Annotated in this window: 18 protein-coding genes; 8 read left to right on the forward strand and 10 right to left on the reverse strand. The window is 74.2% G+C overall.

Features of this window, described 5'->3' with window-relative positions; all coding sequences use genetic code 11:
- The first annotated feature begins 40 nt into the window (after positions 1-40).
- Positions 41-628 carry a helix-turn-helix domain-containing protein gene (locus OOK34_RS24590; protein WP_267036894.1) on the forward strand — a complete coding sequence of 196 codons (588 nt, stop codon included), beginning with the start codon at positions 41-43 and terminating at the stop codon, positions 626-628.
- A 38-nt stretch (positions 629-666) separates the two neighbouring features.
- On the opposite strand, the gene OOK34_RS24595 is transcribed toward OOK34_RS24590, so the two are convergent.
- Entirely contained in the window at positions 667-1,071 is a 405-nt protein-coding gene (locus OOK34_RS24595; RefSeq protein WP_267036016.1) for a CoA-binding protein, read from the reverse strand.
- Positions 1,072-1,161: 90 nt separating this feature from the next.
- On the opposite strand from OOK34_RS24595, the gene OOK34_RS24600 reads away from it, so the two are divergent.
- Positions 1,162-1,791 carry a YigZ family protein gene (locus tag OOK34_RS24600; protein WP_267036017.1) on the forward strand — a complete coding sequence of 210 codons (630 nt, stop codon included), beginning with the start codon at positions 1,162-1,164 and terminating at the stop codon, positions 1,789-1,791.
- 4 nt (positions 1,792-1,795) lie between these two features.
- On the opposite strand, the gene OOK34_RS24605 is transcribed toward OOK34_RS24600, so the two are convergent.
- Entirely contained in the window at positions 1,796-3,079 is a 1,284-nt protein-coding gene (locus tag OOK34_RS24605; protein ID WP_267036018.1) for a vanadium-dependent haloperoxidase, read from the reverse strand.
- Between the two features lie 252 nt (positions 3,080-3,331).
- Here OOK34_RS24605 and OOK34_RS24610 point away from each other — a divergent pair, with 252 nt between their 5' ends.
- Complete coding sequence (locus OOK34_RS24610; protein WP_267036019.1) at positions 3,332-4,510, forward strand: exonuclease SbcCD subunit D; 1,179 nt, start codon at positions 3,332-3,334, stop codon at positions 4,508-4,510.
- Positions 4,507-7,518 carry an SMC family ATPase gene (locus tag OOK34_RS24615; protein WP_267036020.1) on the forward strand — a complete coding sequence of 1,004 codons (3,012 nt, stop codon included), beginning with the start codon at positions 4,507-4,509 and terminating at the stop codon, positions 7,516-7,518. The genes OOK34_RS24610 and OOK34_RS24615 overlap by 4 nt, the downstream gene beginning before the upstream one ends.
- Here OOK34_RS24615 and OOK34_RS24620 read toward each other — a convergent pair.
- Positions 7,508-7,954, reverse strand: a complete 447-nt coding sequence (locus OOK34_RS24620) for an Lrp/AsnC family transcriptional regulator (RefSeq protein ID WP_267036021.1) — start codon at positions 7,952-7,954, stop codon at positions 7,508-7,510. The two genes, OOK34_RS24615 and OOK34_RS24620, sit on opposite strands and share 11 nt — an antisense overlap.
- A gap of 94 nt (positions 7,955-8,048) precedes the next feature.
- Here OOK34_RS24620 and OOK34_RS24625 point away from each other — a divergent pair, with 94 nt between their 5' ends.
- Positions 8,049-8,564: a rhodanese-like domain-containing protein gene (locus tag OOK34_RS24625; protein ID WP_267036022.1), complete on the forward strand. Its 516-nt coding sequence runs from the start codon at positions 8,049-8,051 to the stop codon at positions 8,562-8,564.
- A gap of 71 nt (positions 8,565-8,635) precedes the next feature.
- Here OOK34_RS24625 and OOK34_RS24630 read toward each other — a convergent pair whose 3' ends face one another.
- From OOK34_RS24630 to OOK34_RS24645, 4 genes are all read right to left on the reverse strand, one after another.
- A complete protein-coding gene (locus OOK34_RS24630; RefSeq protein WP_267036023.1) occupies positions 8,636-10,345 on the reverse strand; it encodes a DUF885 domain-containing protein in 1,710 nt (569 codons plus the stop codon).
- Between the two features lie 148 nt (positions 10,346-10,493).
- Complete coding sequence (locus OOK34_RS24635) at positions 10,494-11,915, reverse strand: GNAT family N-acetyltransferase (protein WP_267036024.1); 1,422 nt, start codon at positions 11,913-11,915, stop codon at positions 10,494-10,496.
- A 215-nt stretch (positions 11,916-12,130) separates the two neighbouring features.
- Positions 12,131-13,720 carry an alkaline phosphatase gene (locus tag OOK34_RS24640; protein WP_267036895.1) on the reverse strand — a complete coding sequence of 530 codons (1,590 nt, stop codon included), beginning with the start codon at positions 13,718-13,720 and terminating at the stop codon, positions 12,131-12,133.
- A 107-nt stretch (positions 13,721-13,827) separates the two neighbouring features.
- Positions 13,828-14,712 carry an alpha/beta fold hydrolase gene (locus OOK34_RS24645; RefSeq protein ID WP_267036025.1) on the reverse strand — a complete coding sequence of 295 codons (885 nt, stop codon included), beginning with the start codon at positions 14,710-14,712 and terminating at the stop codon, positions 13,828-13,830.
- 379 nt (positions 14,713-15,091) lie between these two features.
- Between OOK34_RS24645 and OOK34_RS24650 the strand changes: the two genes are divergently transcribed.
- Positions 15,092-15,844 carry a GntR family transcriptional regulator gene (locus OOK34_RS24650; RefSeq protein ID WP_267036026.1) on the forward strand — a complete coding sequence of 251 codons (753 nt, stop codon included), beginning with the start codon at positions 15,092-15,094 and terminating at the stop codon, positions 15,842-15,844.
- 194 nt (positions 15,845-16,038) lie between these two features.
- Here OOK34_RS24650 and OOK34_RS24655 read toward each other — a convergent pair whose 3' ends face one another.
- The 3 genes from OOK34_RS24655 to OOK34_RS24665 form a co-directional block, all read right to left on the reverse strand.
- Positions 16,039-17,193 carry an ROK family transcriptional regulator gene (locus tag OOK34_RS24655; RefSeq protein ID WP_267036027.1) on the reverse strand — a complete coding sequence of 385 codons (1,155 nt, stop codon included), beginning with the start codon at positions 17,191-17,193 and terminating at the stop codon, positions 16,039-16,041.
- Between the two features lie 101 nt (positions 17,194-17,294).
- The gene (locus tag OOK34_RS24660) at positions 17,295-17,945 is read right to left on the reverse strand and encodes a response regulator transcription factor (protein ID WP_267036028.1); all 651 of its coding nucleotides are present in this window, start codon (positions 17,943-17,945) and stop codon (positions 17,295-17,297) included.
- A gap of 4 nt (positions 17,946-17,949) precedes the next feature.
- A complete protein-coding gene (locus OOK34_RS24665; protein WP_267036029.1) occupies positions 17,950-19,125 on the reverse strand; it encodes a sensor histidine kinase in 1,176 nt (391 codons plus the stop codon).
- A gap of 108 nt (positions 19,126-19,233) precedes the next feature.
- Between OOK34_RS24665 and OOK34_RS24670 the strand changes: the two genes are divergently transcribed.
- Positions 19,234-20,148, forward strand: coding sequence for an ATP-binding cassette domain-containing protein (locus tag OOK34_RS24670; protein ID WP_267036030.1), 915 nt, complete (start codon positions 19,234-19,236; stop codon positions 20,146-20,148).
- A 20-nt stretch (positions 20,149-20,168) separates the two neighbouring features.
- The gene (locus OOK34_RS24675) at positions 20,169-20,921 is read left to right on the forward strand and encodes an ABC transporter permease (protein WP_267036031.1); all 753 of its coding nucleotides are present in this window, start codon (positions 20,169-20,171) and stop codon (positions 20,919-20,921) included.
- The last annotated feature ends 32 nt before the right edge of the window (positions 20,922-20,953 follow it).

Below are 20,953 nucleotides of genomic sequence, written 5' to 3' on the forward strand. Positions count from 1 at the left end.
AGTCTGTTGAACTGTGTCATCCAAAATATTGGACGGAATGGTGTCGGATCTCGAACAGCTCACCCAGGCGCTCGCCCGGAACCTCAAGCGGTGGCGCGGCGAACGCGGATTCACCCTGGAGGCGCTGGCCGCCCGCGCGGGCGTGAGCCGCGGCATGATCATCCAGATCGAGCAGGCGCGTACGAACCCCAGCGTGGGCACCACGGTCAAACTGGCCGACGCCCTCGGGGTGAGCATCACCACCCTGCTGGACTACGAGCGCAGCCCGCAGGCGCACGTGGTGCTGCCGGGGCAGGGGGTGCGGATGTGGTCGAGCGAGGCGGGCAGCGAGGCACGCATGCTGCTCGGCGACGACCGGCGCGGGCCCGTGGAGATGTGGATCTACCGCCTGGAGCCCGGGGACGGCACGGCCTCGGACCCGCACCCGGCCGGGACCTTCGAGATGCTGCACGTCACGGCCGGGGAACTGACGCTCGACATCGCCGACGACCGCTACGTGGTCCCGGCGGGCGGGGCCGTCTCCTTCGAGGCGAACCTCCCGCACGCCTACCGCAACGAGGGCCCCGGCCCGATGGAGATGACCATGGCGGTGTCGATCCCGCCGGTCCAGGGCGTCAACGGCCGGTAGATCTGGTAGATCTGGTAGATCTGGTAGATCCGGTGGATCTAGAGGGCGGGGATCTCGATGGCGGGGCAGCGATTCATGACCATCTCCACACCGGCCTCACGGGTCCGCGCGAAGGCGTCCTCGTCGACCACGTCGAGCTGGAACCAGACGGCCCCGGCGCCGGCGGCGACCGCGTCGTCGGCGACCTGGCCGGCCAGCGTGCTGTTCACGAAGACGTCCACCACGTCGACCTTGAACGGGATCGCCTCCAGCGACGGGTACCCCGGCTCGCCGTGCACCGTCTCCGCCTTCGGATGCACGGGCACCACCCGCTTGCCGAACCCCTGGAGCACCCGCGCCACCCCGTAGGCGGCCCGGTCCTCGTTGTTCGACAGGCCCACCACGGCCCAGGTGTCTCCGAGCTCGGTGAGGATCTTGCGGATGGTCGCCTGGTCGCCGTACACGTGCGCCGCCTCCTGCTGGGGTCGTTCCGTCGGATCGTTCCGCTGGCTCAACGGCACGGACGGCTGTCCGATTCCCCGTAGGGTGGAGCGGTGAAGGCAGACCAGTACGTGACGGTGGCCCGTGAGGGGATGCACGAGGCCGAGATCAACCGCTCGCGGTTCCTGTGCTCGCTCGCGCCCGCCGCGACCGAGCAGGAGGCGCAGGAGTTCATCGCGCGCGTCCGCAAGGAGCACCCCACCGCCACGCACAACTGCTTCGCCTACGTGATCGGCGCCGATGCCTCCGTCCAGAAGGCCAGCGACGACGGCGAGCCCGGCGGGACCGCCGGGGTGCCCATGCTCCAGATGCTGACCCGGCGCGACATCCGCTACGCCGTCGCCGTGGTCACCCGGTACTACGGCGGCGTGAAGCTCGGGGCCGGCGGGCTCATCCGGGCCTACGGAGGGGTCGTCGGCGAGGCGCTCGACGCGCTGGGCACCGTCACCCGCCACCGCTACCGGCTGGCCACCGTCACCGTCGACCACCAGCGGGCCGGCAAGACCCAGAACGACCTGCGCTCCACCGGCCGGGCCGTGCTGGACGTGCGCTACGGGGAGGCCGTCTCGATCGAGATCGGCCTCCCCGAGGCGGAGGTCGAGGCCTTCCGGGCCTGGCTCGCCGACGCCACGGCCGGGACCGCCGGCTTCGAGCTCGGCGGCGAGGCCTACAGCGAGGCCTGAGCCCTCAGGGCCGGCCCAGGAGGCGGTCGGCGTTGCTCAGGGCGTGCCGTGCGACGGCCTCGCCGAGCCGGACGCCCGCCTCGTCGGCGGTGCGGGTGTGGATCCCGGAGTAGACCCGGGCGTCCACGTTGTCCCGGGTGAGCCCGCTCCAGGCGGTGTAGGTGCGGCGCACCCCGGGCGCGGTCGGGCTGGTGAGGCCGAAGGGCGCCGTCACCGGTCCGACGAGCGCGTCCAGCACGGTCTGGGCCGCGCCGGCGTACGTGGCGTGGCCGCTGGGGTAGTCGGGGTGGGCCGGGGTCTCGTGCAGGGGCCGCCACGCGGGGTCGGTGTGGAGGGACCCGGTGCGGATCGCCGTCACCGGCCGCCAGCGCAGGTACGTGTACTTGCTGTCGGAGGTCGCGATCTGGGTGTCGACCGAGGCCGCGTGGAAGAGCGCGAGCAGCGCCGCCCGGTCGGCGGAGGAGCCGTGCGCGCGGGCCACCGCCACCCGCACCGGCTCCGTGTACAGGGTCAGCGAGCCCCCGTACCAGAACTGCGCCGTCTCGGTCTGGCGCGGGGTGCGCACGCTGCTGTCGGCCGCCCCGTACGCCCGCACCTCCGCGAGGTCGCCGCGGTAGCGCCGGGAGTCCAGCGCGGGCGGCGGGCCGAGCCGGTACTGGTCGGGGCGCTCGAGGAGGAAGGGCCGGGCGAGGCGGTTGCCGTACTGCGCGGCCGGCGCGTAGCCGTTCGGGGTGGGCTGCCACACCCCGGGAGCGGCGGCCGGCACGGTGAAGGGCGCGTTGGAGGAGGCCGGGTCGAGGCCGTCCCCGGCGCGGTCGGCGAGCAGGGCCGCGGCCTGCCGGGCCCCGGCGGCCACGCCCCGGTCCTCGGCGGCCCCGTCCGGGATCCGGCCGAGGGTGGCGGCCAGGGCCGTGTCGAGGTCGGCCTTGCGGGAGGGGGTCAGCGCGGCCAGCACGTCGTGGACGGCGGAGGCGACGGCGGCGTCCTGGAACCGGCCCCGGCCGGGCCCACCGGGGGCCTCGCGGGCGGCGCGGGCGGCGGCGATCCAGCTGATCGCCCAGGTGCGGCTGTTGGTGATCTGGGTGGGGGCGGCCGAGGCGGCGACGGTCCGCGCGGTGGTGTCGTACCAGTCGAGCACCACCGAACCGGCGGCGGCCGGATCCGGCGGCGGGGGCACGGCGGCCGAAGGCGAGGCGGCCGAGGGTACGGCGGCGGTCAGGGCGAGGAGCGCGGCGGAGCCGGCGGCGAGCAGCGCGGGACGAAGGCGCAGAGGTCCGGAGAGCGGCATGCCGCGAAGCTAGCCAGCAGCCGAGAGCGCGTACAAGTACCCAAAGCCGCCAGCGGAGTTCGGCCACGGAGGTTTCGCACCGCCGTCACGGTCCCGCAATGCGCCGCCCGCTCGCCGCGGCCCGGCCGCGCCGCCCGGGCCCGGCGGAGGGCGGAATTCCCGGCGGGGCCGGGGCGGACCCGGGGAGGGGTTAGCCTGGAGGGTCGGTGCGGAGCCACGGAGGAGAGCAAGCGTGCGGGTCGGAGCGGTCGAGTGAAGTTCCTGCACACCTCCGACTGGCACCTGGGCCGGTCCTTCCACCGCGTGAACATGCTCGACGCCCAGGCCGCCTTCATCGACCACCTCGTCGAGGCCGTCCAGGAGCACGGAGCCGACGCCGTCCTCGTCGCCGGGGACGTGTACGACCGTGCCGTGCCCCCGCTGCCCGCCGTCGAGCTCTACGACCGGGCCCTGCACAGGCTCGCCGACCTCGGGGTGCCCACGGTGATGATCTCCGGGAACCACGACTCGGCCCGCCGCCTCGGTGTCGGCGCCGGGCTGATCGGCCGGGCCGGGATCCACCTCAGGACCGACCCCGCGGGCTGCGCCGACCCCGTGGTGCTGGCCGACGTACACGGCGAGGTGGCCCTGTACGGGCTGCCGTACCTGGAACCGGCACTGGTCAAGGACACCTTCGCCACCGGGAAGGTCAGCCACGAGGCGGTACTGGGCGCGGCCATGGACCGGATCCGCGCCGACCTGGCCGGCCGGGCCCCCGGCACCCGCTCCGTGGTCCTCGCCCACGCCTTCGTCACCGGCGGGCAGGCCAGCGACAGCGAACGCGACATCGCCGTCGGCGGGGTCGAGGCCGTACCCGCCGCCGTCTTCGACGGGGTGGACTACGCCGCCCTCGGCCACCTCCACGGCTGCCAGACGATCAACGAACGGGTCCGCTACTCCGGTTCCCCGCTCGCCTACTCCTTCTCCGAGGCCGGCCACCGCAAGAGCATGTGGCTGGTCGACCTCGGCCCGGGCGGGGAGATCACCGCCGAGCGGATCGACACCCCCGTGCCCCGCCCGCTCGCCCGGCTGCGGGGACGGCTGGAGGAACTCCTCGAGGACCCCGCGCACACCGCGTACGAGGACTCCTGGATCGAGGCCACCCTCACCGACCCCCTCCGGCCGGAGGACCCCATGGCCCGCCTCGCCGCCCGCTTCCCCCACACCCTCAGCCTCGCCTTCGACCCCGAGGGCCGCGACGAGGACGGCACGGCCTCCTACGCCCAGCGCCTCAAGGGCCGCAGCGACCAGGAGATCGCCGAGGACTTCATCGCCCACGTGCGCGGCGGCGGCGCCGACGAGGCCGAGCGGGCCGTGCTGCGGGGCGCCTTCGAGGACGTACGCACCGAGCTCGTACGCACCGAGGACGGCCGTCAGGAGGCCGGCCGATGAGGCTGCACCGGCTCGAGATCACCGCCTTCGGCCCCTTCGCCGAACCCCAGACGATCGACTTCGACACCCTCTCCGGCGCCGGGATCTTCCTGCTGCACGGCCCCACCGGCGCCGGCAAGACCTCCGTCCTCGACGCCGTCTGCTACGCCCTCTACGGATCCGTGCCCGGCTCGCGCCAGGCCCCCGGCACCACCCTGCGCAGCGACCACGCCGCCCCGGACACCCCGACCGAGGTCACCCTCGAACTCACCGCGGGCGGACGCCGCCTGGAGATCACCCGGCGCCCCGAACAGGACCGCCCCAAGAAACGCGGCACCGGCACCACCAAGGACAAGGCCCAGAGCTGGCTCCGCGAGCACACCGGGGACGGCTGGAGCGCCCTGAGCCGCTCCCACCAGGAGATCGGCGAGGAGATCGAACAGCTCCTCGGCATGAGCCGCGAGCAGTTCTGCCAGGTGGTCCTCCTGCCCCAGGGGGAGTTCGCCCAGTTCCTGCGGGCCGGAGCCGAAGCCCGCGGCCGGCTCCTCGGCCGGCTCTTCGACACCCGCCGCTTCGCCGCCGTCGAGACCCTGCTCGCCGACCGCCGCCGCGCCGCCGAGGCCAAGGTGCGGGCCGGCGACGAGAAGGTGCTCGCCGCCGCCCAGCGGCTCGCGCAGGCCGCCGGGGACAGCGCCGACCTGCGGGCCTGGCCGCTGCCCGGCCACCAGCCGGGCGACCCCGGCCTGGCCGAGGCCGTCCGGGCCTGGGCGGCCGTCGCCCGGTGCTCCGCCCGGGAGCGGCTCACCGTCGCCGAGTACGCGCTGGCCGCCGTCGAGGGACGCCACGCCGCCGCCCGGCGCGATGCCGAGGAGGCGCGGGAACTCGACCGGCTCCAGCACCGCCACGCCGAGACCGCCCGCCGGGCCGCCCTGCTGGACGGGGCTACGCCCGAGCGCGAACGCGTACGGGCCCTGCTGGACCGGGCCCGCCGGGGCGCCCTCGTCGCCCCCGCCCTGGAACTGCGCGGGGCCGCGGCCGCCGCCCACCTCACCGCCGCGCACGCCGAAGCCCTCGCCCGGGCCGAACTGCCCCCCGCCCTCGCCGAGGCCGGCACCGAGCAGCTCGCCGCCGTCGAGCAGCGCCTGCGCGAGGACCTCGGCGCGGCCGGCGCCGCCCAGCGCGCGGAACAGCGCAGCGCCGAGATCGGCCGCGAGCGGGCCACCCTGGAGCGCGAATCCCGGGACGCCGACGAGCAGTGCCAGGAGTCCGCCCAGTGGCTCGCCCGCTGGGAGGCCACCCGGGCCGCCCTCCAGGAGCGGGTCGACTCCGCCCAGCAGGCCCTCACCCTCGCCGAGCAGCTCGCGGGCCGGCTGGAGCCGGCCCGGATGCAGCTGACCGCCGCCCGGCGCCGCGACGCCCTCGCCGCCGACGCCGAAGCCGCCGCCGGCGAACTGCTCCGCGCGCGCGAGGAGTCGTCCGCCGCCCGGGAACGCTGGCTGGAGCTGAAGGAGGCCCGGCTGCGCGGCATCGCCGCCGAACTGGCCGCCGCCCTGACCGCCGGGGAGCCCTGCACGGTGTGCGGATCCGCCGAGCACCCCGCACCGGCCCGCCCCGCCCCCGGGCACGTGGACCGCGCCGCGGAGGACGCCGCCCACGCCCGCTTCGAGCAGGCCGAGGAGCGCCGCGCCGCCGTCGAGCGCCGGCTCGCCGCCGTCCGGGAGGCCGAGGTCGAGGCCGCCTCCGCCGCCGGGGACGCCACCACCGCCGAACTCCTCGCCCTCACCGGGGATCTGAGCGCCCGTCACGCCGCCGCCCACGCGGACGCCGCCGGACTGCACACCGCCCGCGAGCGCCTCGCCCGCGCCGAGCGGGAGCACGGGGCGCGCAGCTCCGACCGGCTCGAAGCCGAACGCCGCACCGCGGCCCGGGCCTCCCGGCGCGAGGCCCTCGACCAGGAGCAGGCCTCGCTGGAGGCCGAACTGGTCCTCGTACGGGCCGACTCGCCCAGCGTCGCCGCCCGCGCCCGCACCCTCGAGGACCGGATCCGGATGGTCACCACCGCCGCCGCCGCGCTGCGCCGGGCCGAGGTCACCGCCGCCCGGCTGAAGGAGGCCGACGACCAGCTCGCCGACGCCGCCTTCAAGGCCGGCTTCGACACCACCGAGGCGGCGGCCGACGCCGTGCTCCCCGAGTACGAACGCACCGCGCTCCAGCACCGCCTGGACGCCTGGCAGGCCGAGGAGGCGATGCTGGCCGACCGGCGCGCCGAGCGGGACACCGCCGAGGCGGCCGCCCTGCCCCCCGCCGACCCGGCCGCCGCGGGCGCCGCCGAGGAACGGGCCGCCGCCCGGCTGCGCACCGCCGGCTCGGCCGTCGATGCCGCCCGGGTGCGCTGTACCGAGCTGGACCGGCTCTCCCGCCAGGCCGAGCAGGAGCTGCGAGCCCTGGGCCCGCTGCGCGCGGCGTACGAGCGCGTGGCCCGCCTCGCCGGGCTGACCGCGGGCACCTCCGCCGACAACGAGCGCAAGATGCGGCTGGAGGCGTACGTCCTGGCCGCGCGGCTGGAGCAGGTCGCCGCCGCCGCGACCGTACGGCTCCTGCGGATGTCCGGCGGCCGCTACACCCTGGTCCACTCCGACGCCCGGGCGAGCGGACGCGGGCGCTCCGGCCTCGGGCTGCACGTGGTGGACGCCTGGACCGGCCGCGAGCGGGACACCGCCACCCTCTCGGGCGGCGAGACCTTCTTCGCCTCCCTCGCGCTGGCCCTGGGCCTGGCCGACGTGGTCACCGACGAGGCCGGCGGCATGCGCCTGGACACCCTCTTCATCGACGAGGGCTTCGGCAGCCTCGACGACCAGGCCCTGGACGAGGTGCTCGACGTACTGGACTCGCTGCGCGAACGGGACCGCAGCGTCGGCATCGTCAGCCACGTCGGCGACCTGCGCACCCGCGTCCAGGCCCAGCTGGAGATCGTCAAACAGCGCGGCGGCTCCGTGGTGCGCCACCGCACGGCGGGCGTCACGGACTGAGCGGACGCCGGGCGAGCGGGGAGGAGTAGACGATGCTGGTGGTCACCGCGCCGAGCCCGGAGATCCGGCCCGTGACCTCCTCCAGGTGGGCCATCGAACGGGCGGCCACCTTGAGGACGAAGCAGTCGTCACCGGTGACGTGGTGGGCCTCCAGGATCTCGGAGGTGGCGTCCAGGAACTCGTGGAACGGCTTGTAGTTGCCGTGCGGATAGCGCAGCCGCACCAGCGCCAGGATGGTCTTGCCCAGCTTCTCGTGGTCGACCACCGCCGTGTAGCCGGTGATGATCCCGGCCTCCTCCAGGCGGCGGACCCGCTCGGTGACGGCGCTCGCCGACATCGACACGGTACGGGCGAGCTCGGTGAAACTGGCGCGGCCGTCCTGCTGGAGGGCCGCCAGGATCCGCCAGTCGGTGGCGTCGGGGGAATAACCGGTCATGGCGCAGGTCTAGCAGGGGATTCCCCGGAGCATCAAGAGAAAGGCCGGGGAAATCCACTTCCAAGTTTGATCAACAGTTCGTAGATTTTCAGCCATGACGACGACGCAGCCCCAGACCAGCACCCCCGCCACCGCCAACCCCGTGCTCCGGGTCCCCCCGGCCAGCCCGGCCGCCGCCGCCGCGTACTTCGCCGCGAGCCTGGCCTTCCACGCGGACGTGTCGGATGTGGCCGCCGCCTTCAAGGCCCACCGCGAGCAGGGCGCCGACCTCGGCTTCCAGCTGATCGACTCCCGCTCCACCCCCTCCTGGGACCAGGCCCACGTGCCCGGCGCGATCCACCTGCCCACCGCGCTGATCCCCGAGCAGGCCGAGAAGCTCCTCGACAAGAACGTCCCCGTGGTCACCTACTGCTGGGGTCCGGGCTGCAACGGCGGCACCCGCTCCGCCCTCGCCCTGGCCGAACTCGGCTTCCAGGTCAAGGAGATGCTCGGCGGCATCGAGTACTGGATCCGCGAGGGCTTCGAGGTCGAGACCTGGCAGGGCTCGCAGCAGCGCGCCGAGGCCGACCCGCTGACCGCCCCCACCGACTCGGACGACTGCGGCTGCTGAACCGCCCCGGCGAGAACGACGGGCCGCCCGCCCCCCCCCGGAGGCGGCGCACGGCCCGTCGCGGTGCGGGGTCAGAGCCGCGAGAGCTCGTCCACCAGGTCGTCCAGGCCCAGCGAACCCTGCGACAGCGCCGCCATGTGCCACGCCTTCAGGTTGAAGGCATCGCCGTGCGCGGCGCGGGCGTTGTCCCGGCCCATCAGCCAGGCGCGCTCACCCAGCTTGTACCCGATGGCCTGCCCGGGCATCGACAGGTAGCGGGTCAGCTCGCTCTCGATGAAGTCCTGCGGCCGGCCGCTGTGCAGGCCGAAGAACTCCTGCGCCAGGTCGACCGTCCAGCGCTCGCCCGGGTGGAACGGCGAGTCCGCCGGGATCTCCAGCCCCAGGTGCATGCCGATGTCCACGATCACCCGCGCGGCGCGCATCATCTGGCAGTCCAGGTAACCCAGGCGCTGCTCGGCGTCCTTGAGGTAGCCCAGCTCGTCCATCAGCCGCTCCGCGTACAGGGCCCAGCCCTCGGCGTTCGCGCTGACCAGGCCGACGCTCGCCTGGTAGCGGGAGAGCCGGTCCGCGACGTGCGTCCACTGCGCGAGCTGGAGGTGGTGCCCCGGAACGCCCTCGTGGTACCAGGTGGAGACCAGGTCGTACACGGGGAAGCGGGTCTGGCCCATGGTCGGCAGCCAGGTCCGCCCCGGGCGGGAGAAGTCCTCCGAGGGGTTGGTGTAGTACGGGGCCGCGGCGCCGCCCGAGGGGGCGATCATGGACTCGACCCGCTTGACCCGCTCGGCGAGTTCGAAGTGGGTGCCGTCGAGGTTCTCGATGGCCTCGTCCATCAGGCCCTGGAGCCAGGCCTGGACCTCCTCGACCCCCTCGATGTGGGTGCCGTGCTCGTCCAGGTGCCGCAGCGCGTCCCACGGGTCGCCGCCGTCCGGCAGGATCTTGGCCGCCTCGCTCTTCATCTCGGCGAGCAGCCGGTGGTACTCGGACCAGCCGTAGGCGTACGCCTCGTCCAGGTCCAGGTCCGTGCCGTTGAAGTAGCGCGACCAGCGGGCGTAGCGCTCGCGGCCCACCGGGTCCGGCGCGCCGGCGACGGCCGGGGCGTACACGTCGCGCATCCAGTCGCGCAGTGTGGCCACGGCCGCCGTCGCGCCCGCGGCAGCCTCGTCCAGCTCCGTGCGCAGGGACTCCGGGCCGGCGGCGGCGAACTCGCCGAAGAAGTCCCGGGAACCGTCGTCGTCCTGGCCGGCCCAGGTGGTGAGCTGCCCGACGAAGGTGGCGGTGGGGCGGGGGCCGCCGAGCAGCCCGCGTTCCAGGCCGAGCTCGAGGCTCTCCCGGTAGCCGGCCAGGCAGCCCGGTACGGCGCGCAGCCGTTCGGCGATCGCGGCCCAGTCCTGCTCGGTGTCGGCCGGGGTGAGGGTGAAGACCTCGCGGACGGCGTGCGCCGGGGAGTGGATGTTGCTGACGGCCCGCAGGTCCTCGTCGGCCTCGTGGACCGCGAGTTCGGCGTTCAGCCGCTCGCGCAGCAGCCGGCCGCAGCGGCGCTCGGCGTCGGTGTCGGCGCCGGGCAGCAGCTCGGCGGCGTCCAGCCGGGCGAGGGTGGTGCGCAGCAGCTCGCCGACCGCGGCGCGGCCGGCGGGGGAGAAGTCCGGCAGCCGGCTCGAACTGGCGGCGATACCGAGGTAGGTGCCCTGGATCGGGTCGAGGGCGATGAGGTCGTCGACGTAGGCGTCGGCGACCTGGCGGGGCAGACGCGCTGCGCTGTCGGTGTGGAGGGTGTCTGACATGCGGACATCTTCGTATGTCAGGGGCCCCCGCGTCATCACCATAACCGCTCAGCCTCCTGTCGGACGGCTGCGCGGTCATGGTGATGACGGATCCATGGCGGATCCCTGACGGATTCCTGGGGGATTCCTGGGGGATGCCGCCCGTGCGTCAGTGCCGGGGGTCGCGCCGGGTCCCGTACGGGGCCTGCGCGCGCGGGACTTCGTACGGCAGGCGGGAGACGACCGGGGTCGCGTCGAGGCGAGCCGTGATCACCAGGGTGCCCTCCTCGATCTGGTAGTCGAGGGGGAGGCCGAGGCCGCGCATCGCCGCGACCATGCCGGTGTTGGAGGCCTGGGTGACGGCGTACACGCTGTCGCACCCGGCCTCGACGGCCATGGAGATGAGGCGGCGCAGCAGCTGGGAGCCGATGCCGCGGCGCTGCCAGTCGTCCTCGATGAGCAGCGCCACCTCGGTCTCGTCGCCGTCCCACAGCAGGTGGCCGAGGGCGACGAGCTTGCCGGAGGCGGTGGTGGCGGCGAGGGTGCGGCCGAAGCGGGGGCTCAGCAGGTGGCCGAGGTAGCGGTCGGCGTCGGCGACCGGGCCGTGGTAGCGCAGGCCGAGGGTGCGCTCGCTGCAACGGTCGTGCATGGCGCGGGCGGCCTCGAGGTCGGAGCCGTCGGCCCGGCGCACGGTGATCTCGTTGCCCTCGGGCAGGGTCAGCACGTCCTGGCTCCGGGGGACACGGGGCCCGAGGCGGGCGTCGAGCTCGACCAGGGCCCGGGCGCGGGCGAACTCGGTCGGGGTGAAGGGCAGGTAGGGCCGCTCCACGGTGATCGCGCCGCCCGAGGGGTCGCGCAGGCGCATCACCGTGGACTCCAGGACCCCCTCGACGGGGGCGTCGGCGCCCGCGTTGGGGCGGCCCGAGAGGGTGGTGGCGGGGATCGACTGGATGGTGCAGCGGCCGAGCAGCTGGCGCAGCGCGAGCGGGAGTTCGGCGGCGTCCAGGGCGGTGCGGGTGGCCAGGCCCAGGACCCGGGTGGGAGTGTCCACCAGGTCGTGGGCGTCGGCGCGCTCGATCCAGGTGCTGCGGCCGCCGGCCTGGGCGACGGTCCGGGCCAGGCCGGCGGAGGGCAGCTCCCGCGGGGCGCGCAGCAGGAACTCGTCGACGGTGCCGCCCTCGGGGAGGGGGTGGGTCTGGAGGGTCAGGATGTCGACGCCGTCGCGGGCGAGCGCGGTGCACAGCGCGGCCAGGCTGCCGGGCTGGTCGCGTACGGTCGTCCGCATCCGCCAGAGCGCGCCGGTGGTCTGGGTGGTCGTCGCGGCCGGGGGCGGATCGGACGGGGCCGTGCTCACCGGGGGCGGCGCATGGCTGTGGCGGCGCGCCCACCAGGTGTGGAAGGCCGCCGTGACCAGCAGGGCGACGGCCGAGGCGACCAGCAGCACCGGGCCGCCCGGGCCGTGCGCGACCAGATTGGCGATGCCGTCGGCGACCGCGACGGCGCAGAAGAGGGCGGCGAGTTCGACGAGGTCCCGGCGCCAGTGGTGGCGGTGGGGACGCGGGGCGTGGGAGGCAGGGCTACGGTCAGTCATGCAGACCACTGTGGCGCAGGGGTGTTGCGTGATCACGAACGATCTGTGACCGACTGGTTAAGCGTCGATCTGGCCGGTTTCGCCGGTTTTTCCGGCAGATTTCCCCTGCCTGCCTGCCTGCCTGCCTGCCTTGCCCGTGGCCCGCCTGCTGCCCGCCTGAGGCCCGCCGGGTGGTCCGCCTGTGGTTCGCCGCCGGATTCCGCGCCGCCCCGTCGTCACCCCTGTCCGACGCGGCCCGGCTGGAGGACCTTCGTGAAGAGTACGCCGCCTCCCTGCCGGCGCAGCCGGACGGTCAGCTCCCCGCTGCCGCCGTCGATCTCGACCTCCCCGTAGTACGGGGGGTTCTCGGCCGGGGACATGTTGGCCACCGGCGCCGACTGGACGTACTCCGTCCGCGGTCCGAAGGTCGCGTCGAGCCGGCCGGCCGGGAAACCGCCCGCGCCGATGGGCCCGGACACGAACTCCCAGAACGGCGCGAAGTCGGAGAAGGCCGCGCGCTCGGGGGCGTAGTGGTTGGCGGCGGTGTAGTGGACGTCGGCGGTGAGCCAGAGGGTGCCGGTGATGTGCTGGTGCTTGATGTGGCGCAGGAGTTCGGCGATCTGGAGCTCGCGTCCCAGCGGGGCCCCCGGGTCGCCCTGGGCCACTGCCTCGAAGTTCACGGCCCCGTCGGGGATGACGATGCCGAGCGGCATGTCGGCGGCGATGACCTTCCAGGTGGCCCGGGAGCGCGAGAGTTCCCGCTTCAGCCAGGCCAGTTGTTCGGCGCCGAGGATGCCGACCGGGTCCTCGGTCTGGCGGCCGGGCGAGTTGGCGTCGCGGTGGGTGCGCATGTCCAGCACGAACACGTCGAGCAGCGGGCCGTGCCGCAGCACCCGGTACATCCGGCCCTCGGCACGCCCGCCCCGCAGGTCCGTGACCGGGAAGTACTCGCCGAAGGCCTGGCGGGCCCGGGCGGCGAGGGTGTCGACGTCCTTGACGGTGTAGCGGGGGTCGTCGAGCAGCTGGCCCGGGTACCAGTTGTTGCGCACCTCGTGGTCGTCCCACTGGGCGAGGACGGGGACCTGGGCGTAGAAGTCGCGCAGGTTGCGATCGAGCAGGTTGTAGCGGAAGTTCCCGCGGAACTCGGCCAGGGTCTCGGCGACCTTGGACTTCTCCTCGGTGGTGACGTTGTGCCACACGCGGCCGTCGGGCAGCGGCACGGCGGCCTTGATCGGCCCGTCGGCGTAGATCGTGTCGCCGCTGAAGAGGAAGAAGTCGGGGTCGCGCAGCCGCATCTCGTCGAAGACGCGGTACCCGCCCAGTTCGGGGTTGATGCCCCAGCCCTGGCCCGCGAGGTCCCCGGACCACAGGAAGCGCACGTCGTGCCGGCGGGACACGGGCGTGGTGCGGAAGCTGCCGCGCACCGGCTCGCCGCAACGGCGGGGGTCGTCGGGGTCGGCGAGGACGACCCGGTAGTGGATCTGCCGGCCGGGCGGCAGGTCGCGCAGGGTGGCGGTGCCGGTGTGGTCGGTGGCCGGGCCCAGGAAGGGGCCGCCGTGGCGGCGGACGCCGTAGCGGAACGACTCGCTCGGGGAGGTTTCGACGTACATCAGGGCGGGACGGTCGGAGCGCGTCCATACGGTGGCCGAGTGGGAGGTGATCTCTCCGGACTGCGCGCCCCAGAGCGCGGCCGGGCGGCCGGAGCGGGTGAAGGCGGGGGCCCGGCCGGTGGCGGCCAGGGCGGGTGAGGCCAACGCCGTGGACAGTGCCAGGCCCAGAGGGACGGCCAGTGAGCCGCCGAGCAGCGACCTTCGGGTGTGCGGCATCGGTGTCATGGGTGCTTCTCCAGGGGCCGGCGGGGGCGGGCCGGACCAGTGTGCCTTCGCACACGGGACCGACCGCGTCGCTCACGCGAACCGTGGATGAACAGCCGTCAGCCGCTCATGGCCGGGGGCTGGTTGCCGGTCGCGGCCGTCGCCGTCGCTGCGGCCGTCGCCGTGTCCAGGATGACGCGCGCCACCAGTGCCGGGTCGTCGTTCATCGGGACGTGGCCGCAGCCCGGGAGCCGGACCAGCCGCGCCCCCGGGACGGTGTGCTTGGCGCGGATCCCCTGGCGGCGGAGCAGCAGCCGGTCACGGGTGCCCCAGGCGATCGTGACGGGGAGCCCGGGCAGGTCCTCGGTGAACCGTACGGAGCCGCCCGCGGCCAGGGTCTGCTCGAAGCCGGTGGCCTCCCTCAGGGCGAGGGTCTCGGCGACCACTGCCTCCGGGGCGCGGTGGGCCGGGCGGGCGTAGATGGTGCCGGTGAGCGCGGCCCGGCCGGGGCCGCTGCGCGAGAGCCGCTCCAGGGCCGGCAGGGGCAGCGCCCTCGCCCCGGCGCGCATGGCGCGCAGCACGGTGAAGGCGTAGCGCCGCTCGCCCTCCGACCAGAACCCGGCGGGGGAGAGGGCGGTGACCGAGCGGGCGAGACCCCTGCGCCCCATCTCCAGGGCGAGGAGTCCGCCCAGTGAGTTGCCCACGACGTGCGGGCGCGGGGCACCGAGCGCGGCGCAGAGCGCTCCGAGGGCCGGGGCGACGGTGCCGAGGTCATAGGGGACACCGGCGGGGAGGGGCTCGGAGGCGCCGAAGCCGGGCAGGTCGACGGCGATGACGTCGTACTCGGCGGCCAGGATGCCGGTCACCGGGTGCCAGGCCTGGAGGTGGTGGCCGATGCCGTGCAAGAGGAGAAGAGGTTCGCCGGCGCCCTTGCGTTCGTAGGCGACGGTCGCGGTGCGGGGGCCCAGCGGCGAATCGATCGTGAAGGAGACCGTGGCGGTCATGCTGCTCCTCGTCGGGTGGACGCGTACGAGACAGGTCGTCAGTAACGACTGCGTCCATGATTACCGCCGGGTAGCCCCCGGCTACAAGCCTTCGCGAAGCCTTCGCCGGGCTTTCGCCGGGCTTTCGCCGGGCCTTCGCGGAGCCTCCGTGGAGCGGGGGCGCACAGCACGAACATCCTGTGAACGGCTTGCTACATATGCCCGATCTGCCCGGCAAAGCGGCCAGGATTGGTCTTGACCAAGGGGTGGCACCGTCCTATGGTCACGGATAGTGCAGGAACCTTTAATAAACAAGGGCGCAGAACTGCGGCGCGAAGAGCGCCGCTGGAACACGGCGATGCCGGACACGGTGACAGCGGCGATTGCAGGAGGAGTCAGGGTGGGGACGACGCAGCTCGAATCGGTGCCGGAGCCGAAGTACTGGCACCTGAAGACCGTGCTCAGCGACGCGCTGGACCAGGACTTCGCGGTCGGTGAGGTCCTGCCGAACGAGCGTGAGCTCGCCGCGCGCTTCGGAGTCGCCCGCGCCACCCTGCGGCAGGCCCTGGAGCAGCTCGAGCTCGAAGGGCGCCTGCAGCGCCGCCGCGGAGTCGGCACCACCGTCGCCCCGCCGCGCGTGGGCGTCGCCGTCGGCAGTACGGGCCACAGCTGGCCCGGCGAGAGCGTCGACGGCTGGGAGGCCGTGGACGCGGTCGAGGCCGTCCCCGCCGCCGCGGTCCTGGGGCTCCTCGGAACCGCCGCCGGCCAGCCCGTGCACACCGTGCGCCGGACCCGCGTCACGCAGGGCCAGGCCGTCGCCGCCGAGCTGCTCTACGTGCCCGCCGCCTCGGTGCCCGGGCTCTCCGCCATCGACGCTCCCACCGGGCCCGCGCGGGCGCGGGCGGTCCTGCGGGAGCTCCAGCGGCTCGAGCTGGAGGGGCAGGACCGCTCGGTCGAGCTGGGCTCCGCCCGCGCCGACGACGCCAAGGAGCTGGACCGGCTGCCCGGCGCGCCCGTGCTCCTGGTGACCACCCGCTACTTCACCGCCGCCGGCACCGCCGCCGTCTCGGTGGCCACCTACCGCGCCGACACCTGCCGCCTCACCTTCGGTGACTCCGGCGTCGAGATCACGGACGCCCGCGCCGCCTCCTGACACCAGCCGCGAACACCCCGGGCACCCTTCGGTGCCCGGGGTGTTCCCGTACCTGCCGGGGGCGGGGGCGGCGCGGCGGCCGGCCGGACGGGGCGCGGCAGCCGGGATTCCGGGATGCCCGCTGTCCCGTCCCGGGACAGCGGGCGCGCAGGCTCCCGCTTCCTGCCGGCAGGCGGCGTTACCGGCGGGCGGAGTCACCGGCGGGCGGTGACCGTCTTCTCCACCGCGAACAGCTCTTCCTCCACGTGGTCCAGCGCGAGCCGCAGCGCGCCCGTGGCCACGGCGGCCTCACCGAGCATGGACTGCGCCACCCTCGGCGGGCGCAGGCAGTACCGCTCCAGTTCCCGGCGCAGGGGGTCCAGGACTCCGTCCAGGCCGGCCGCCCAGCCGCCGACCACCACCAGCTCCGGATCCATCGCCAGCACCAGCGCCGCCACGTCGTGCACGAGCCGCTGGAGGAACCGTTCCACCGCGGCCACCGCCCGCTCGTCGCCCCGCTTGGCCATCGCGAACACCTCGGTGACCGCCGGCTCGTCCAGGGGGTGCAGGGGTTCGCCCGTCGTCGACAGCAGCCGCTCCGGGGTGGCTTCCCGCCCCAGCAGGTGCAGCGCGCCGATCTCGCCGGCCGCGCCGCCGAAGCCCCGGTGCAGTCTGCCGCCGATCAGGGAGCCCGCGCCGGGGCTGAGCCCGGCCATCACGAACACCATGTCGTCGGTGTCCCGCGCCGCGCCCTTCCAGTGCTCGGCGACCGCGGCCGCGTTGGCGTCGTTCTCCACCTGGACCGGACAGCGGAACGAGCGCCGCAACCGCTCCCCGAGCGGCAGTCCCGTCCAGCCGGGCAGGGCCGTCCCGAGGCGGACCGTGCCGTCGGCCTCGACGATGCCCGGGCTGCCGACCCCGACCGCCCGCAGCGAGTCGCGGGGGATCCCAGCCCGGCGCAGCAGATCGGCGACCGCCGCCCTGACCCGTTCCAGCCGCTCGTCGGCCGAAGCCGTCTCGGCGACGTCCTTGGTACCGGCTCCGATCACCCGGCCGTCCAGCCCGGACAACAGCACCGCGATCCGGTGCGAGCCGATCTCGATGCCGAGCAGATGCCCCGCCTCGGCGCGGAAACGGAACCTCCTCGCGGGCCGCCCCTGCCGCCGCGCGCCTTCCTCGGCGCCCGCCTCGACCACCAGCCCGGCGCCGATCAGCCCCTCGACGACTCCCTCGACCGTCGGCCGGGAGAGCCCGGTCACCCGGGTGAGGTCGGTGAGGGTCGGCGATTCGGCCGCCCGCAGTGCCCGAAGCACCACGGCCGAATTGATACGCCGGAGCAGAGAGGGATCCCCGCCGGTCAGCTGCCCCAACGTGTGTCCTCCCAGCTAGCGACCCTGTCAGCCGGATCGTACTGCGCCCCCGCCGCGGCGGCGAGAAGCGGGCCCCCATCGGCCGGAGCCGGCCCGCCCCCTCAGGCCGGGGAGACGAATCCGGACTCGTACGCCGCGATCACCGCCTGGGTCCGGTCGCGCGCCCCCAGCTTGCCGAGGATTGCGCTGACGTGAGACTTCACGGTCTCCGTGCCGACGATCATCTCGCGGGCGATCTCCACATTGGTCAGCCCCCGCGCCATGAGCCGCAGCACGGCCTCCTCGCGCTCGGTCAGCGCGGCCCGCTCCAGGACCGCGCGCGCCTTCCGGTTCCCGTACTCGGCGGCGAGGGCCCGTACCGCTGCGGGGAAGAGCAGGGTCTCGCCCTCCGCCACGAGCCGCACCGCGTGCACGATCTCCGAGGGGCGGGACCGCTTCAGCAGGAAACCGTCGGCTCCGGCACGCAGGGCCTGGTAGACGTACTCGTCGTTCTCGAAGGTCGTGACCACGAGGATCTTCGGCGGGGAGTCCACCGACCGCAGGACCGCTCGGGTCGCCTCGATCCCGTCGAGCAGCGGCATCCGCACGTCCATCGCCACCACATCCGGCCGCAGGCTCCGCACCAGCGGGATCACCGACGCTCCGTCCGCGGCCTCACCCACCACCTCGATGTCGGGCTGGGCCTCCAGGACGGCGCGCAGACCCGCGCGCACCAGGGGTTCGTCGTCGACGAGCAGTACGGTAACCGGCATCCGGTCAGGATATTCGCTCCAGCGGAAGCCTCGCGCGCACCCGCCAACTCCCTTCGTGGGGGCCCGTTTCGGCCTCGCCGCCGAGCAGCGCGGCCCGCTCCCGCATCCCGCGCAGCCCGCTCCCGCCACCCGTCGTGACGGCGGGACGCGTCGGCAGAGGGTTCGTCACCTCCAGATCCAGCCGGCCCACGGCCATCTCCACCCGCACGCGGATGGGCACGGGCCCGCAGTGGCGCAGCACATTGGTGAGCGCCTCCTGAAGGATCCGGTACCCCTCCCGGGTGACCGGGCCGGGCAACTTCTCCAGCCGGCCCGTCAGTTGCGCGTCCACCGCCGCGCCCGAGGCGCGCGCCGACTCCAGCAGCCGGTCCGCCTCGACCAGGGTCGGCCGCTGCGACGGCGGCTGCGCGGACTCCCGCAGGACCAGCAGGACCCGTTCCAGATCCTCCAGCGCGGCCCGGCCCGTCTCCTCGATCGCGCTCAGCGCGCGGTCGGTGAACTCGGGATTGCCGGCCGCCCGCGCCGCACCCGCCTGAACCACCGCGACCGTCAGGGCGTGCCCGATGGAGTCGTGCAGCTCGCGCGCGATCCGGGTCCGCTCCAACAGCTGTTCCGTACGCGCCTCCAACGCCGTCAGCCGCTCGGCGGCCGACGGCCCCAGCAGCCGCCGGGCGATCGCGGTGATCAGCTCGCCGAGCAGGACCACGACGATGATCAGCAGGACCAGCGGCACCGGCGCGAGCAGGGCCGCGGCCCAGCGCACCGGGACGAAGGGCACCGCAGGGTCGCCGTTCAGGGGATGCCCGAGCGCGATCGCGACCAGCTCGACGGTCACCACTGGGAGCCACACGGTCGCGAACATGGCGGCCCCGGCCACGAGCAGCCGTATCTCCAGCCACACCAGGGTCCGCCACCGGTCCGCCCAGCCCGCCGACGGGGCGGTGCTGATGAGGTTGTCCTCGCTGTCCCGGTCCTGCGGACTGAGCAGGAACTGGGCCTGGAGCCCCTCGGCCAGCCGCACCCACGGCACGAAGCCGAACGGTATGACGATCAGCAGCGGCATCCACGGCCAGCGGGGGTTGATGAACATCCACAGGGCCAGCAGCAGGAGTGGGACGCACAAGTGCAGCCAGCGCGAGTACGTCACCGGCCGGAACGGGGCACGGAGAAGTCGGATCATGGCCCCATCGTGGCAGGGGGCGGGCCGGTGCCGTCTCCCCCACGTGGGGGAGACGGCACCCTCGCACGGGGGAGGGAGGGGATGGGGCCGGACGGCGAATCTTGAGCCATGAACCGCATCGAGATCCGCGAACTGACCAAGGACCACGGCACCCACCGGGTCGTGGACCACCTCTCCTTCGACGTCCTGCCGGGCAGGGTCACCGGATTCCTGGGGCCCAACGGGGCCGGCAAGTCCACCACCATGCGCCTGATCCTGGGCCTGGACCGGCCGACGTCGGGCACCGCCACCATCGCCGGGAGCCGGTTCACCGACCTGCGGAGCCCGCTGCACCAGGTGGGGGCCCTGCTCGACCCCCAGGCGGCCCACTCCGGGCGAAGGGCCCGCGACCACCTCCTCGCGCTCGCCGTCAGCAACGGCATCCCGCCCGCCCGGGTGGACGCGGTCCTGGAGCAGACCGGCATCGCGGCGGTCGCCCGCCGCCGGACCGGCACCTTCTCGCTCGGCATGCGCCAACGCCTGGGCATAGCCGCCGCCCTGCTGGGGGATCCCGGAGTCCTGCTGCTGGACGAGCCGACCAACGGCCTCGACCCGGAGGGGATCATCTGGATCCGCGAGCTGATGCGCGGCCTCGCCGCCGAGGGGCGCACGGTCTTCGTCTCCAGCCACCTGATGGCCGAGTCGGCCTCGTTCGTCGACCACCTCGTGGTCCTCGGGCAGGGCAAGCTGCTCGCCGACACCTCGATGGAGGAGTTCATCGACGCACGCAGCACGCCCCGGGTGCGGCTGCGGACCTCGGAGCCCGCCCGGTTGGGGGCCGCCCTGGCCCGCGACGGTCTGGAGATGGTCGCCGCCGAGGAGGGGCGCTGGACCGTCGAGGGCATACGGGCCGAGCGGGTCGGCGCACTCGCGGCCCAGGAGGGCATCGCCGTACTGGAACTCTCCGACGAGCGGGCCTCACTGGAGCAGGCCTATCTCGAGCTCACCGCCGACCGCACCCCTTTCTCCGCCACCGCCGCCTGAACCCAATGGGAGCCACTGCCGTGACCGCCACCGCCCTGCCCACCGTCCCCGTCCTGCACTCGGAATGGATCAAGATACGGTCCGCCCGCTCGGTCCTCGGATCGCTGATAGCCGTCTTCGCGGCCACCGCCGGGATCACGGTGCTGACGGCCGCCGCCATCGGGACGTCGGAGCCCGGAGCCCTGGGGGAGGATCGCCTGCTCGGCGCCTTCTTCGGGATCAACTTCGGCCAGATAGCGGCCATCGCCTTCGGTGCCACCGCCTTCGCCGGTGAGTTCCGGGGAGGCGCCCTGCGGGTCTCGCTCACCGCCGTGCCCAACCGGACCCGGTTCTATCTCTCCAAGGTCGTGGCTGTGGCCGGACTCGCCTTCGTGGTCGGGCAGATCACCGGGCTGGTCACCTTCGTGGCCGGGCAGGCGTTCATGGGGGACTACGCCCTCGCCCTGGGCGACCCCGGGACACTGCGGGCCGTCTTCGGCAGCGGGGTCTACCTGATGCTGATCGCCCTGCTGTCAGCCGGCCTGACCGCGCTGGTGCGCAGCGGCACCCTGGTGCTGAGCCTGCTCATACCCTTCCTGCTGATCGTGCCCTTCGTGGTGGGCCAGGTCTCCGGAGGAGCCGGGCAGTTCATGCCCGACCGGGCCGGCCAGATGGTGATGCGGACGCACGCCGAGGGGGCGCTCGGCCCCTGGAGCGGGCTCGCGGTGGCCGGGCTGTGGGCCCTCGCGGCCCTGGCCGCGGGCTGGCTGGCCGTACGGCGCCGGGACGCGTGACACCGGGCCAGTTGTCAGTGGCCCCCGGAATA

The sequence above is a fragment of the Streptomyces sp. NBC_00091 genome (assembly GCF_026343185.1).
Taxonomy (GTDB): domain Bacteria; phylum Actinomycetota; class Actinomycetes; order Streptomycetales; family Streptomycetaceae; genus Streptomyces.